At 37.8% G+C, this 14,960-nt stretch carries 13 protein-coding genes; 4 read left to right on the top strand and 9 right to left on the bottom strand.

Annotation, left to right across the window (positions count from 1 at the left end; all coding sequences use genetic code 11):
- Positions 1 to 270: 270 nt before the first annotated feature.
- Genes IPU53_RS09070 through IPU53_RS09060 form a run of 3 tightly spaced genes read left to right on the top strand, consistent with a single transcriptional unit; the run spans position 271 to position 3,459 of the window.
- Positions 271 to 1,590, top strand: a complete 1,320-nt coding sequence (locus IPU53_RS09070) for a PTS sugar transporter subunit IIC (RefSeq protein WP_207450012.1) — start codon at positions 271 to 273, stop codon at positions 1,588 to 1,590.
- Between the two features lie 33 nt (positions 1,591 to 1,623).
- Complete coding sequence (locus tag IPU53_RS09065) at positions 1,624 to 1,953, top strand: PTS sugar transporter subunit IIB (protein WP_207450010.1); 330 nt, start codon at positions 1,624 to 1,626, stop codon at positions 1,951 to 1,953.
- A 6-nt stretch (positions 1,954 to 1,959) separates the two neighbouring features.
- Positions 1,960 to 3,459: a sulfatase-like hydrolase/transferase gene (locus IPU53_RS09060; RefSeq protein ID WP_207450008.1), complete on the top strand. Its 1,500-nt coding sequence runs from the start codon at positions 1,960 to 1,962 to the stop codon at positions 3,457 to 3,459.
- 189 nt (positions 3,460 to 3,648) lie between these two features.
- Here the strand turns inward: IPU53_RS09060 and IPU53_RS09055 are convergent, their stop codons facing one another.
- The 5 genes from IPU53_RS09055 to IPU53_RS09035 form a co-directional block, all read right to left on the bottom strand.
- On the bottom strand, positions 3,649 to 4,023 hold the full coding sequence (locus IPU53_RS09055) for a nuclear transport factor 2 family protein (protein WP_242698172.1): 375 nt from the start codon (positions 4,021 to 4,023) through the stop codon (positions 3,649 to 3,651).
- Between the two features lie 130 nt (positions 4,024 to 4,153).
- Positions 4,154 to 5,473, bottom strand: a complete 1,320-nt coding sequence (locus IPU53_RS09050) for a sulfatase family protein (RefSeq protein ID WP_207450006.1) — start codon at positions 5,471 to 5,473, stop codon at positions 4,154 to 4,156.
- 648 nt (positions 5,474 to 6,121) lie between these two features.
- Positions 6,122 to 7,513: an extracellular solute-binding protein gene (locus tag IPU53_RS09045; RefSeq protein ID WP_313886467.1), complete on the bottom strand. Its 1,392-nt coding sequence runs from the start codon at positions 7,511 to 7,513 to the stop codon at positions 6,122 to 6,124.
- A gap of 36 nt (positions 7,514 to 7,549) precedes the next feature.
- Complete coding sequence (locus tag IPU53_RS09040; RefSeq protein WP_242698171.1) at positions 7,550 to 8,404, bottom strand: carbohydrate ABC transporter permease; 855 nt, start codon at positions 8,402 to 8,404, stop codon at positions 7,550 to 7,552.
- Between the two features lie 18 nt (positions 8,405 to 8,422).
- Positions 8,423 to 9,343 (bottom strand): carbohydrate ABC transporter permease, encoded by a 921-nt coding sequence (locus tag IPU53_RS09035; protein ID WP_207450004.1) that lies wholly within the window; start codon positions 9,341 to 9,343, stop codon positions 8,423 to 8,425.
- A 714-nt stretch (positions 9,344 to 10,057) separates the two neighbouring features.
- Between IPU53_RS09035 and IPU53_RS09030 the strand changes: the two genes are divergently transcribed.
- Positions 10,058 to 11,185: a 5-methyltetrahydropteroyltriglutamate--homocysteine S-methyltransferase gene (locus IPU53_RS09030; RefSeq protein WP_207450002.1), complete on the top strand. Its 1,128-nt coding sequence runs from the start codon at positions 10,058 to 10,060 to the stop codon at positions 11,183 to 11,185.
- A gap of 82 nt (positions 11,186 to 11,267) precedes the next feature.
- Here IPU53_RS09030 and IPU53_RS24910 read toward each other — a convergent pair whose 3' ends face one another.
- From IPU53_RS24910 to IPU53_RS09010, 4 genes are all read right to left on the bottom strand, one after another.
- Positions 11,268 to 11,483 (bottom strand): hypothetical protein, encoded by a 216-nt coding sequence (locus IPU53_RS24910; protein WP_242698170.1) that lies wholly within the window; start codon positions 11,481 to 11,483, stop codon positions 11,268 to 11,270.
- A gap of 187 nt (positions 11,484 to 11,670) precedes the next feature.
- Positions 11,671 to 12,498 (bottom strand): carbohydrate ABC transporter permease, encoded by an 828-nt coding sequence (locus tag IPU53_RS09020; RefSeq protein ID WP_207450000.1) that lies wholly within the window; start codon positions 12,496 to 12,498, stop codon positions 11,671 to 11,673.
- A gap of 11 nt (positions 12,499 to 12,509) precedes the next feature.
- Positions 12,510 to 13,403: a carbohydrate ABC transporter permease gene (locus IPU53_RS09015; RefSeq protein ID WP_207449998.1), complete on the bottom strand. Its 894-nt coding sequence runs from the start codon at positions 13,401 to 13,403 to the stop codon at positions 12,510 to 12,512.
- A 78-nt stretch (positions 13,404 to 13,481) separates the two neighbouring features.
- Positions 13,482 to 14,789: an ABC transporter substrate-binding protein gene (locus IPU53_RS09010; RefSeq protein ID WP_207449996.1), complete on the bottom strand. Its 1,308-nt coding sequence runs from the start codon at positions 14,787 to 14,789 to the stop codon at positions 13,482 to 13,484.
- Positions 14,790 to 14,960 lie beyond the last annotated feature (171 nt).

Genomic DNA, 14,960 nt, shown 5'->3' with positions numbered 1-14,960 from the left:
CAGACTAAAATGATCAATTCGATGGTTGAATCGGTAAATTCAATGGTATTTTAGATTTATAAAAAAGTATTGACATTTATTTTTTTATAATTTAATATTATCACAACAATCAAATCGAACATAAATACGTTCAATTCATTCATTTTTTAAAACTATTTGAATACGCTTTCGAATTAATGAATCATTCCTGGTGGGTGATAAAAGGAACTATTAGAGGGAGATTTAAAAATTTCTCCTTTTAAAAGAAGGCTGAATGGTGGGGGTGAAAACATGTTTAGCGCAATATTCAACGTAATCTACGAACTATTAACCCAGCCTGCTATTATCATAGGGTTATTAGTTGGTGTAGGTTATGCATTAAATGGGAAATCACGCATCCAAGTCATTACAGGTTCTGTAAGTGCAGCGGTTGGTTTAATGTTAGTGCTATTTGGCGGAAAACAGTTTTCAGATGGGTTTAAACCAGTAGTTGCAGCAGTAAGTGATGTTTATGGCATTAAAGGATATTTAATGGATTCATACGCAATGAAAGCAGCTACTCAAGAGGCGTTAGGAAATAACTTTGGATTTGTTGGATATGTATTCCTAATAGCCTTTTTTGTCAACTTGGTCCTTGTTTACTTTGGAAAATATACAAAAGCGAAAGGGATATTTTTAACTGGTAATAGTGGAGTAGCTCATGCTCAAGCTATGTTATGGTTACTGGCATATTGGCTTGATATGCCTTGGATACCTACGATCATAATTTCTGGTGTTTTACTAGGTATTTATTGGGCAATTGCAACAACCGTACCAATAAAAGCGATTAATAAAATAACAAACAACGCTGGTTTTACAGTTGGGCACAATCAAAACTTCGCTATTTGGTTTTTCTCAAAGTTTGCCCATAAGTTTGGGGATCCAGAAAAAGACGATGCAGAAAACTTAAATTTACCAGGCTGGTTAGGAATTTTTAACCATAACGTAACCGCTATCGCCATTACTATGATTGTTTTCACAGGTGGTTTTCTATTAACAATCGGGATTAAAAACATTGAAGTATTATCGGGTGGACAACCTTGGTATATTTACATTCTTACCTTAGGGTTAGAATTCTCTATGTATATGGTTATCCTATTACAGGGTGTGCGGATGATGGTTGGAGAAATCACAGCATCTTTTAAGGGAATTCAAGAAAAACTGATCCCAAACGCGATTCCTGCAATAGACGTTGCTGCATTACTCCCGTTTTCAGCGAATGCTGCAACACTAGGCTTCATCTTCACAACTTTCGGTACAATCATTTCAATGCTTTTATTACTATTATTTAAAAGTCCAGTAATGGTTATCCCTGGTTTTATACCACTATTCTTTAGTGGGGGGCCGATTGGGGTGCTTGCCAATAAATACGGTGGATATAAATCCGTAATGATTTGTGGCATATTATTAGGAATGATTCAGTCATTTGGTACAGTTTGGACATTGCCACTCCTAGGTTTACCAGATGGTGTAGGTTGGTCGGGTATGTTTGACTTTTCAACCGTGTGGCCGGCTTTCCTTGAAATTTTAAGAGCGATTGCAAAAGCTCTATCTATGGGGCCTTATGCATAAATCTAAAAAAATATAAATTTAAATGGAGGAATTATGATGAAAAACTCGGTTAATGTACTGTTGGTTTGCGGTTATGGTGTAGGAAGTAGTGCAATGTTAGAAACAGTCACAGCTAAAGCCTTAAAAGAAAGAAATATTGAAGCAAATTTAGATCATACCTCTGCTGGCGAACTAGGGGGATATGTTAATTGGGCTGATATTATTGCTGTGAATAAGAAATTGATGGATATGGTTGATGTCGATGATCTGAAAAATAAAAATAAGCATGTAATTGAAGTAATCAATATGATGGATGGTCAAGATATTGGGAATAAGATACAGGATATTGTAGAAACCAGTTATAAAAATGCTATAAAGGAGTAGATTTTTTTGAAAGCAATATTTATTTTATTTGATAGCTTGAATCGACACTATCTTCCCCCATATGGAGGAACCGAGACATACGCACCTAATTTTGAACGTTTAAGTCAAAAAGCTGTTACTTTTGAAAATAGTTATGTCTCAAGCATGCCCTGTGTGCCAGCTCGTCGAGAGCTGCACACAGGAAGGAAAAATTTCCTTCATAGGGAATGGGGGCCACTAGAGCCTTTCGATGATTCAATGCCCGAGCTTTTAAAAAAATCCGGTGTCTATTCTCATCTTATTAGTGATCATTTACACTATTGGGAAGATGGTGGATCTACTTATCATAATCGATATTCCTCATGGGAAATTGTACGTGGACAAGAAGGCGATCATTGGAAAGGTCAAAAGAAAGATCCACATATTCCAGATGTTGTACGCGTTCCCAAAAATCAACAAGGAACCGACACTTCTAGCCTATGGCGTTATGACTGGGTAAATAGACAGTACATCAAACGGGAAGAAGATCAACCTCAAACAAAAGTTTTTAACCTAGGCTGTGAATTTATTAATAACAACTGGAAAGAAGACAATTGGATGCTGCAAATTGAAACTTTCGATCCGCATGAACCTTTCCAAGTTATGGATCACTATCTTAATATGTACAATGAAAAAGATTATGACGGAAAACATTATGATTGGCCTCGTGGAAAAGTAGAAGGTGAAACATCCGAAGAAATTGAACAAGTACGCAAAGTTTATCAATCATTGGTCACGATGTGTGATCATAACTTAGGTAAGGTATTAGATTTAATGGATCGTTATAATATGTGGGAAGACACAATGTTAATTGTAGGAACAGATCATGGTTTTATGTTAGGAGAACATCAATATTGGGGTAAAAACCAAGTTCCCTATTATAATGAAGTTGCGAATACTCCCTTATTTATTTATGACCCTAGACTAAAAGTTCAAAATGAGAAAAGAAGCTCAATCGTTCAATTGATAGACTGGGCACCAACTTTATTAGACTTCTTTGGATTAGAAATACCAGAAGACATGGAAGGAAAACCATTACGACATGTAATTGAAGATGACACACCGATAAGAGATGCCGCCCTATTTGGGGTATTTAGCGGTCATGTGAATGTTACGGATGGAAAACATGTTTATATGCGCGCGGCATTAAAAGATAAAACGAATGACTTGTTTAACTATACATTAATGCCTATGCACATGCACAACCTATTTACGGTATCGGAATTATCTAAGGCCCAGTTTGTCGAAGGCTTCTCATTTACAAAGGGACTTAATGTATTGAAAGTGCCTGCAAAAGACAAATACAAGGTCAATAATTTCGGCAATCTACTGTTTGACTTAGAGAAGGATCCTAAACAATTACACACTATGGAAGATAAAGAAATAGAGGAGCAAATGATTACTAAACTTTTAACCTTAATGGAAGAAAATGAAGCTCCAGTTGAACAGTATGAAAGAATAGGCTTAGATACGAAGCATAAAAAGTAATTGTATGGGTAATAAATCAGCACATTATTCCAGTGAACCATTTCCACTTTACTTTGGAAAAATTCTGGAATAATGTGCTTTCTGTTCACTTTATTTCAGATTTGAATATATTTGGATAAAGCGAAACTTCAGGGGTTCCCTTCGTACCCGACTGCCACAAGATGATCTCACCTTAAATTCGGCGTTAAACTAAAGCTGTTGCACATCGTCTGGTCCCCAAAAGGCTTGCATGGTGACTATTTTACCATTTGCGTCAAAGGTCATTACATCTGTGACATCGATACGAATTGATCGACCTTCCGTTTTGGAATGAACGGCAAAGGTAATCGATGCTGCATTGCCGAAGGAACCGCGGGGTGACGTTAATAATTTGAGTTGAGCCCCTCCTAGCATACTTTCACGATAAAAATTTTCAATTTCTTGACGTCCTATCTTTGGCGGTTGCCCAACGGGATCCTCCACTTTCGCATCATCCGCGAACAGTGCGATCAAACGTTTAAGATCGCCCGCATTAAACGCATCTACATATTCTTGTAATTTATTCTTCATAACTGAGCTATCCATTACAGCTTTCCCTCCTTTAACTTTAATGCGCAGTCCTCCCATCCATGATAACTTCGGAAGCATGATCTTCTGCCATCCCCAGACACAAGATAAGCATTGTATTCTCTTCATCATTGGCAAGCATCAATTTCTATTTGATAAATTCCCTCTTAAAATTACCTTTTTCCACTTCCTCTTTCCAGCCCGGGGCTTCCTCCCCTGGTACTGGTCCGTGTAATAATGGATCATTCGTTTCTTTCATCCATTCTTCCACTTTGGACCGAAGCCCTTTCACAACTTCTATAAATTGTTCATCATCTGCCAAATTATTTTTTTCTAGAGGATCATTGTGAAGATCATATAATTCCTCTTCCGTATTGGGAACATAATATTCATCCCTAACATCTTGTCCGGCAAGAGTTTGATGTATATCCAATGGAAGGTATACTTTTGGCCCTTTTTCAAAATTGCGTATATATTTGTATTTGTTCGTACGTATTCCCCGCATAGGATGGTATCGATCATGCCAAGTTAACTCACAAAAGAAGCTTTCGCGGGGCTGATAATCATCCCCTGCTATTAGCGGTAAAAAGCTGTGTCCATCTATTTCTTCAGGAATATCAGCACCCGCTACTTCCAATAATGTAGGCATTAAATCAATATTACATAGAAGTTCCTCTTTCATAAGACCACCTTGGTTATACATGTCTTCCGGAAATTTCATTATTAATGCAGTTTCTAAACCCGAATCTAATAAGGTCCCCTTCGCTCTAGGGAAAGGTATACCGTGATCTGTTGTATAAATAAGAATTGTGTTTTTATCCAATCCGGTTTCTTTTAACTTTTTCATAATTCTACCAACTGCAGAGTCTAACTCTTTCACAGAGCCGTGAAAATGAGCAATGTCATTTTTTACACCAGCAGTATCAGGCAGATAAGGTGGAACTTCTACTGAATCAATGGGATCTGGCTCAAAGTGATCTACTGGTAGATGTGTTTCTTCAAAACCAACAGATGCATAAAACGGTATGTCATCGTTATTGGCTTTCTCCGTCAAAAAGTCTTCTAGCTTATCAGTTACTTTGCTAGCTGCATTAGTAGGTATTTTTATCACATGATCATATCCTAATTTTTCAGCATCCTGATTTCCAGCAATTGATTCATGATGAAAACCAAACAGCCAAGTACCATAACCTACTTTTTTAACCTCGGATGGAATTGTTTTTACTTGACTGTTCATTGAATGCCCCAAATGTGCCAATCCTAACATACCGTGATTGTGTCCATACATACCGGTTAAAATACTACCACGACTCGGGCTACATTGTGGTTGAGAACAAAAGTAATGATTAAATTGAATTCCTTCCTCAGCAAGTTGGTTTAATGCTGGCGTCTCAATCTTCTTACCATAGCTTCCCAGATATCTACCTGTATCATGGGAGATAATCATTAAAATATTTGGTTTTACCATGCTATCGACCTCCAAATTATGATTTTATCCCGCATTAACGGGCAGTAATCCCTTACTGATTGAAGCTTCACTTTTATCGGTCTTGAATGGAAATACGCCTGAATAATGGCTGGATTATCTCTCATTATACTAAGCGGACTTTCATCATACAATTCATAAAAGGCGGGTGCTAGAGAATATACAGAGGAACAAAAAAGCGAAAAAGCCTTAAATACGCAAGTAAGGCATCAAAACTTGCAAATTTAGACTTTTTCGTTCTGTTCCTTATTTAGGTATATCATCAGGATTGATTATTCCGTAATAAATTAAGTCTTCATGCTTACCATCTTTAACTAAATGGCATGAACAAGGTGTACCTCGTTCTATGGTTTGATAAAGCGCTGAATTGTCGATAAACCTAGCACCTTATCTAGGAAATGGGTTTCTTTCTAGATGAAATGGGGTTTCCTCTCCTGAAATGGACGACTTTCCTGAGATATGGGCTTCTCTTCATAAGAATGGGGGAATTCCCAAAATAATGGGGTTCCTACATGGAAAATGCGCAACTGTTCCAGAGATTGGACTTTTCTACATAGGAAATGGGGATTCTTCCAGAGAAATGAGTTCTCTCTGGAAAAACCCCCAACAAAAGGAAAGTTTTCATATCTACTATCGATTTTCTAACCACTCGGTACTTTCTTTCTGTGCTTTCTCTAGCGCTTTTTCAGTACTTCTTTCTCCTGTTAAAGCTGCTTCAATCTCTGAAGATAAGATATACCTTGGTTGAGATGATGCCCATGGATATCTTGGTGTCCATGGGGTACCCATTGCTTCAAGAACCGGTAACATTAACTTATCCTTTTCTTTCACACTATCCCATTCGGTTGCAGATTTCACAGACGGAATTCCGCTTGCTTCTTCAAACACATATTTTTGTACAAAGTCACTCGTTGCAAATTTAAGCCATTCCCACGCCAAATCTTTATTTTTACTGTTTTTGGCAATCGCGATTGGACTACCGGCAAACATTCCGCCTATCCCTTCATCATTTTTGAATTCTTGTGCGATTCCAATTCGATCCTCTAGCCCCTGCGCATACGATTTTTTAACTATATCTCCAGGTCCCTGATTTAACAAAATTGCAATATTATTGTCTTTTGTTAACCATTTTTCATTTCCTTGATTACTCACAATCCCTTTTGGTGCATATTCTTGCATATCCAATAACCAATTTAATCCATTCACCATTTCTGGTGAATCAAATTCAAATTCAATTTCATCCCAAGCAAAGCCTGTTCCCCACTGTCCGTTTTGCCCTTCAGCTATATTCACAAGCCTAAAGGCGGAATCATAATCTCCTCTAAACCATATCCCATAGTTTTGTTCCCCTGTTTCAGGGTTAGTACCAGTCATCTTTTTTGCCTTTTCCTCAATTTCTTCCATCGTTGGAAATTCAGATAAATATTCTACACCCCATTGATCAAAAAGCTCTTTATCATAAGCGATAAACCGTGCATCCCCTAAAAATGGTAATCCCCAAATTTGCAGTTCATCACTATCTGGCCCTAACACTTTCCAACCGTCCACTTGGTTATCAATAAAAATATCTAGACTAAAGTCATCATCTTTATCAATATAAGGTTGTAATGGTTCTAAGACACCTTGTGGAGCATAATCCGCTATACCCGGCATTTGATAGACATCTGCTTCGTTCGAGGTGAGCATTGCTTGTGTTTTTTCTGTATACCCTTCCCACGGCATGAGAATGAACTCAACTTTGGCACCGGGATGTTGTTTTTCAAATTCTTCTTTTAATACTGTTAATCCTTCCGTTTTCTCACCTGTGATTGGGTCTGTCGAAGATTCCATATCAAAATCGCCAATCAAATGGACCTTAATCTTTTGACCTGCCCATTCTCCATCTGCTGTATTTGTTTCCTTCTGTCCGGAATCCGTGGATGAGCCACCCGGATTCGTACTACAACCAACTAGCATAACCGACAATAACACCATAAATAATGGCGTTAAGAAGGTTCCTCTTGTAAACATAGGTCTAATCACATTATTTCCCCCTCTTATTTTAATAAATGTAAAAAACTATTCCCCTTTTACCCCACTTAAAGCAATACTTTGAATTACATATCTTTGTAAAAATAGATACAATATGACGATTGGAAGAATACTAACAGTCGCTAATGCCATGGTTAGTCCTCCTAAACTTGTACCATTTTCTAGAGAGAAACTTGCTAGATAAAGGGGTACAGTGTGTAAATTTTGATTGTTTAGGACAACTAACGGCCACATAAAGTCGTTCCAACTCCAAATAAAGGCCAAAATAACCATTGTTGCTGCAATTGGACCCGCGAGAGGGAGATACACTCGAAAAAAAATTTTGAATTCACCTGCACCGTCAATTTGGGCGGCCTCCCGCAATGTGTCTGGCAGCTGATCAAAAAACTGCTTACAGAGAAAAATAAGCATCCCATTAATTAAAGTTGGCAGAATCAATGGCCAAAAAGTATTTAATAACCCCACTTTATTAAACAATGTATATAACGGAATTAAACGTGGCTCTATTGGGATCATTAATGTACAGAGCACAATAATAAATAGAATCTTCTTTCCTTTAAAATCCCCCTTTGAAAAGGCATATCCCGCTAAAAGGGAGGAAGCTACACCTATAAACACCGAACTAATTGTTACGATACCAGAGTTTATATAGGATTGAATTAATCTTCCGTTTTCAAATACAATTCCATAGTTAAATGGTGATACTTCTTCCGGTATTAATCGTGGTGGAAACGGCATTGTAACGTTTGCCGTTCGATCAAATCCAACACTCACCATCCATATAAATGGAGTCATTAATAAAACACCGAAGATTAATAAAATCGCAAATTTTACCCAATCTGATATATTTTCCAATTTCTTATTAGACATTGCATTGATCATCTATTCTCCCTCACTCGTTTATAATTTCATTTTCGAGACTTTAAGATTAATAAAGGTAAAGATCAATATAATAATGAACATAATATATGTGGCTGCTGAGGCAATTCCAAACTCAAAGCCGGTGAATCCCCTCTCATAAATGAATGCCCCCATCGTTTGAATAGAACGAGCCGGGCTTCCACTTGCTCCCCCTAAAACATAAACCTCGTTAAACCGTTGTAGAGCACCAATCCACCCCGTGATAAGCAAAAACGCAAAAGTAGGAGCCATATTGGGTACAGTAATAAAAAGCCACTGTTGCATGCCACTTGCGCCATCAATTTTAGCCGCTTCATACATTTCGGTAGATATCGCCTGTAAATTGGCCAGGCAGATGATAATAACAAAGCCGATCCAATGCCAAACAGATAGTAAGATCACTCCCCACTTTGATGTAGAAGGAGATGAAAACCATCCCAGTGTTGGCAAGCCTAATGAATCAAGTGCATAGTTGACAATCCCCATATCCGGATGCAAAACAAAAGCAAATATCATGGAAGCTGCAACAATGGATGTAACATTAGGTAAAAAATAGACAACTTTAAAAAGGTTCTGCCATCTTTTCGTAGAATTGATTAAGGACGCAAAGATAAATCCTAAAGGAATCGTAATTATTACTTGAAAAATACCAATGAAAAAGGTATTCCAAACGGAGTTCCAAAAAGGACCTGAAGTTAATACATTTTTAAAATTAGAGAGACCGATAAACTTTTCAAGTGTTCCATTAGATTGATAGAAACTCAATCGGAGCGATTCAAGAATAGGATAGACCATAAATAGAAAAATTCCTAAAAAACTAGGAATAAGAAAAAGATACCAAACATAACTTGAATCCGTTCTTTTTTTTCCTGCTTTTTGTGTACTTGTTTTAATGTTTGTTTCCGTCTGGCTATTAATCATGATATTCTCCTTTCTAGTTAAGTACTATCTGTTATCAAGATTATTCTTAATAACTTCTTTATATGTTATTTCTTTCAGGGGAGCACCTTCCTTATCCACCAATAAAGTGAACCTTCAATCAGTGTGGGGTTTCTTTCATCCCCCACTGATTTCAGAGGATCAAAGGCTAAAATCGCGACATCCTGTCGGCAGACTCAAACGCGACGTCCTGTCGCTTCGTCTGCACTAGTACATCCTATACGTCGCTACGCCTTTGTGACCAACATCTTGTTGGCCTGAACCAATCGGGCTTTTACTCAAAAAAGCGGAAGCGCCTGTCCAGCGACGTACAAATTTAAAGGGTTCTGACGGGATAAAGGAAACACGATGAGCCCAAAGGGTGAATCGATGTTGACTTACGCAAGCAGAAATCGTAAATTTGCTAGGCGCTAGGCGCTGCAACTAGATTAGGACAGTGTATCCCCCACCTATGCTTCTCCGTATTCTCTAAAGCCTTGAGGTGGGGGTATTACTGTCCGTTAATGCGGGATAAAGAGATTCTAGGAAAATTTTGAATTATTCCTTAACCCAGCACAAACTTTGATATAACCTTTGGCTATCACTCCTCATAAATATTAAGTTTTATACTATACCACCTTTTCCTGCTATTCTTGTGGTACAGCAGAATTTGGTTTCAGTAGAAGTTTATTTTTTTAGGAAAGGAACTGAGATAATATGGCATGTCATTTACCTTTAAAAGCGGATCATGTTGGGAGTTTTTTAAGAACGGAGCCTTTGAAAGATGCCAGAGCTTCTTATCGAGCTGGGAATTTAAGTCAAGTGGCTTTAAGATTAGTTGAGGATCAAGAAATTGAAAAGTTAATAAAGAAGCAAATAGATGTTGGCTTAAAAGCGATCACAGATGGGGAATTCAGAAGAGCTTGGTTTATGCATGATTTCTTCTGGGGGTTAGAAGGTGTGGAGTATACCAAACGAGAAGGCGGGATTGCATTTAAAGGGGAAACGACCAGTGCCGATTCTTACAAGGTGACGGGTAAAATCCGCTTCGGAGCACATTATATGATCCAAGATTTTGCGTATTTGAAAAGGAAAGTGGATGAACATGGAGATGGTTCACAACTAGCCAAGGTAACGATTCCTTCTCCAAGTCAAATGTTATACCGAATCCCAAGTGATCAAGAAAAGGAACTCTACCTCAGTCTTCATGATTTGTTTGAAGATTTGGCGATTGCTTATCAGGAGGCTGTTCAAAAATTTTATGAAGCAGGTTGCCGATATTTACAACTTGATGATACGGTCCTATCAGCACTGGCGGACCCTGAATTTCCTCATTTCTTGGAGAAAATTAGTGGGCTGAAAATTGACGAGCTTGTTGCTTTGTTAGTAAAGACCATTCGGGAAGCATTAAAGGATAAACCAGAGGATATGATCGTCGCGACTCATATGTGCAAAGGAAATTTCAAATCAACCTACCTTTATGAAGGCGGCTATGAACAGGTGGCCAAATTTTTCGATCAACTGCCTTATGACAGTTACTTCTTAGAATATGATGATGAACGTTCTGGCGGATTTGAACCATTACAAGGGATTACTAATAAGGATATAACAGTTGTACTAGGACTTATCTCAAGTAAAAATGGTGAGCTTGAGGAAAAAGAAGCCATTATCCAACGTATAAAAGAAGCAAGTCAATCCATCTCCCTAGACCAATTAGCTCTAAGTCCACAATGTGGATTCTCAAGTACTGAAGAGGGAGCGAATAACCTAACAGAAGAAGAACAGTGGAATAAAATAAAACATGTTATTGAAATAGCTGAAGTGGTTTGGGGGTTCGGTAAATAGACGATTAATGTTACTGAAGCCACACTAAATAAGATAAGAGCGGATCCGTCAAGGGTCCGCTTTTGTTTTACATAGTTTTCTTCTATTTCCCAATCGCCTTCACGACTTCAATCGAAAATTCGGCGCCGTATTGTCCAGCCTTTTCTAAATCCTCAATATTATCATCTGTTACTTCAGAATTTACATCCAAAAAGGAAAGAGGCCGGATAAGCATTTCCCAAAAAAGCGAACTACTAGAGGCATTTACCCCGCTCCGGATTTTCGCGAGCGAGTGCACTGCTCCCATAAAATTGGACAATTATTTCCCTGTTGCTATGGGAATGTATCGTGCGTCCTTGGAGCTTAAAATACTAATTATGTCGTCCAAAGCCCCTTCCTTTACATTAAAAGCTTTTATAGTATTTTTCGGAGAAAACAGGTTCTATCTTATAATTTCACAAGAATTTATCTAATCGACTAACTTACTTAGATAAGGCTTTTACAAATTACTCTTTGACTGCCCCAGCTGAAATACTGTTGATAATATATCGGGAAAGGAATATGAACGCAATCATAATCGGTACAACTGAGATAGCAATCCCTAGATACATCGCACCTAAATTCATAGCAACTGGTGAGCCTCGGAGCGCCCCCATCATCACTGGCAGTGTAAACAAGTCTGGAGAGCGCAAAATAACGAGTGGCGTAATATAGTTATTCCATGAACCAATAAAGGTAAAGATTCCCATTGTCGCAATCGCCGGCATAAGAATTGGCAGTACAATTCGATGGAACATATGAATTTCAGTAGCTCCATCAATTCGTCCAGCTTCTAAAAGCGACAATGGCATTGTCGTCACCATGTATTGGCGGAAAAAGAAGACAGTAAATGGTGCCGCAATTGCCGGAATAATTAACGGGAAGTATGTGTCTAGCATACCTAATGCATTACTAAGATCATAAAGACCAAGTAATCCTAGCTGCCCTGGTACCATCATCATGACGATAAATGCCACAAATATAACATTCTTAAAACGAAATTTATAGACCAAAAATGCATACGCTGTTAATGCAGAGAAATATGCGTTTAATACTGTCACCGAAATTGCAACTATTAAACTGTTGAGAAATCCTCTCCATACGTCTACAAATTGAGTAAGAACCTGGTAGTTATCTAATATAGCAGCTCCAGGAATCATTGAGAATCCTTGCAATATTTCTGAGTTCGTTCTTGTCGCATTAATGATCATCATATAAAATGGGATAAAACAAATGATCAACAAGATGATTAACGCAGCATAAATAAAGACTTTAGCTGTTTTGATTTTATTCACTGAATTCACCCCTAACTTGCATTTTTACGGTACATAGAACGGAAGGTAACAGCTGAGAAAATAACTGTAATGATAAATAATCCATAGGCAATGGCTGCACCATAACCGAAGTTATTGTACTTAAAGGATTGATTATATAAATAGAGAACCATTGTATTCAATGCTCCGTCTGGTGCACCTCGGGTATCTGTCAACAACATCGGTAAATCAAAAATTTGTAACCCGCCAATAATAGAGGTAATCAATACATACAATAACACTGGTTTTAGTTGGGGCAATGTTACATTCGTAAATGATTGCCACCAATTAGCCCCATCAATTAAAGCAGCCTCGTAGTAATCTTTCGAGATCCCAGAGATTCCAGCAAGCAAAATAATGAATGAATTCCCGAACCACATCCATGCACCGATTAAGGCAACCCAGGATTGTGCATATGTTGGATTATTTAACCAATTTATCGGCGAATCAATAATTCCTAAACTTAATAACATCTGGTTTAACGCTCCGTAGTTCCAATCTAATAAAATATTAAAAAGCAAGGCAACGGACGCGATCGTAATGATATTTGGTAAGTAAAATAATGCACGAAATAGGCCAACACCTTTTAACTTCAAGCGAATATCAGAGAATAATAGCGCGAGACCAAGAGCAATCCCCATTTGGACGATAAAATTGAGTCCCCAAATTTTTAGAGTATTCCCTAATGCACTATAGAAATAGCCGTCACCAATTAGACGGGCATAATTCTCGGCTCCAATAAAATTAGCGTTTCCAATTCCCCCCATACCAGTATAATCGGTCAAACTATAATAAAAGGTTAAAAGAATTGGGTAAATATTAAAGATTAAAAAAACGAAAACGAATGGGAACATAAATAGAAATGCATTTTTATTATCCTTAATCATGCTCTTTCCCCTTCCTTAATAAAAGAGATGGGAGTTTTACAGGTCAACCTGTTTCCTCCCCTCTCTCTTTAAAATGATTTATTTTTCATCTGGTACCTTGATATCGGGATAAGCATTTTTTACTTGCTTGTAAAACTCTTTAATAGCATCTTCCTTGGTAGTTTTTCCTTCAACATAGTTACCTACTTCAGTTCCGAACAGATCACCAATTGATTGATCATATTTTGTAATGATACTTGCATCAATTTTCTCAGCTTCGTCCAGGAAGAATTCATAGTTGTTTTGTCCGGCTAAAAACTCGTCTGAGAAATCACCTTTCACTTTTTCTGTTACAGGAAGATAGGAAAGAACATCGCCTGTCTCCTTAACCCAATCTTCCAAAAAGGCCTCATCGTGAACAAGCATTTCGATGAATTTAAAGGCTAAATCCTTATTATCAGAGTCTTTATACATTCCAATCCAAGTTCCGCCTTGAAAATATGGTGTTGGCCCGTTTGTTACTGCCCAATCTCCGGCAGTTTCCGTAGCATGTTCCTTCAGTACAGAATGTAACCCCCATGTTGGCAGGGAAACAGCAAAGACCTCTGTTTTATCTGAATCCTTTTCATCTTCTTCAATTTCATCCCAACCTTTGTTGTAGCTGATTGGCCCATTAAATGATTCATACCAAGCAGGCGACCAGGCAGGAGCAAGAGCTGTGTACTTTTTATCACGAAATTCCTTCGCATAATCAAAATAGGATAATCTCGCATCTGTCATCACTAATTCATTGTTCTCATTTACCCATGGTTGCGGATCTTGACCATCTGTATATGGTTGAATGGAACCTTCGTCAGGAAATAAACGATAGTTATTAGCTTTCATTTCCTCTGCTACTTCCGTTAATCCTTCCATTGTTGAAAAGCGCTTTCCAATTTCCTCTGGGTCATCAGTCCCTAACACTTCTTTGGCAATACTGCGACGATAGTAGATACCCCCTGGCGTTGTTTGCCAAGAAACTGCCTTGACTTCGCCATCCTCGTTCTTCCCTAAATCAAAAACATAATCCATATAGTCTGATTCCCAGTCTTGGACATCATAAGGGTCTTGAGATAACGTTTCCCAATAGTCTTGTTCAACCCAATCCTTTAAATATACAATTTCTCCAGTGAAGATATCAGGTGCACCTTTTCCACTTTCTAATGATGGACGAAGTGTTGTCGTATAGTTCTCTGTTGGAATAATTTGCAAATCCACGGTTACATCATATTTCTCTTCAAATACATCAATGACATCCTGTAGTTCGTCTGTAAAAGAAGTTATCGTTAAATCGGCCTTTTTACCTGAACAAGCACCTAATAGCGCTATCATACTTACTACAGCTACAATCATGAATAATTTCTTCACTGTATTTCCTCCTTTTTGGAAAGCGGATTTTCTATAAAAAAGGCAGAAAACCTTTTTTAATAGTTTGATATATCAATGATATCTTTCAATAAACAGGACTTAATCACTACTTCATTTATACATAAAGCGCTTTACATTATTTTGCAAAAAGTTCTTCTCTATAAAGAGAAG

Origin of the sequence: Bacillus sp. SD088 (genome assembly GCF_017355205.1) — a bacterium.
Classification (GTDB): Bacteria; Bacillota; Bacilli; order Bacillales; family Bacillaceae_C; genus Lederbergia.
Note: the sequence above shows the minus strand (reverse complement) of the source record. Positions and strands in the feature narration are given on the sequence as shown.

What these genes read in the sequence shown, in the direction of transcription:
- IPU53_RS09055 (WP_242698172.1), bottom strand. Translation starts at nt 4,023, where the DNA reads ATGGATAGCTCAGTTATGAAGAATAAATTACAAGAATATGTAGATGCG.
- IPU53_RS09015 (WP_207449998.1), bottom strand. Translation starts at nt 13,403, where the DNA reads ATGATTAAGGATAATAAAAATGCATTTCTATTTATGTTCCCATTCGTT.
- IPU53_RS09050 (WP_207450006.1), bottom strand. Translation starts at nt 5,473, where the DNA reads ATGGTAAAACCAAATATTTTAATGATTATCTCCCATGATACAGGTAGA.
- IPU53_RS09035 (WP_207450004.1), bottom strand. Translation starts at nt 9,343, where the DNA reads ATGATTAATAGCCAGACGGAAACAAACATTAAAACAAGTACACAAAAA.
- IPU53_RS09040 (WP_242698171.1), bottom strand. Translation starts at nt 8,404, where the DNA reads ATGATCAATGCAATGTCTAATAAGAAATTGGAAAATATATCAGATTGG.
- IPU53_RS09065 (WP_207450010.1), top strand. Translation starts at nt 1,624, where the DNA reads ATGATGAAAAACTCGGTTAATGTACTGTTGGTTTGCGGTTATGGTGTA.
- IPU53_RS09070 (WP_207450012.1), top strand. Translation starts at nt 271, where the DNA reads ATGTTTAGCGCAATATTCAACGTAATCTACGAACTATTAACCCAGCCT.
- IPU53_RS09030 (WP_207450002.1), top strand. Translation starts at nt 10,058, where the DNA reads ATGGCATGTCATTTACCTTTAAAAGCGGATCATGTTGGGAGTTTTTTA.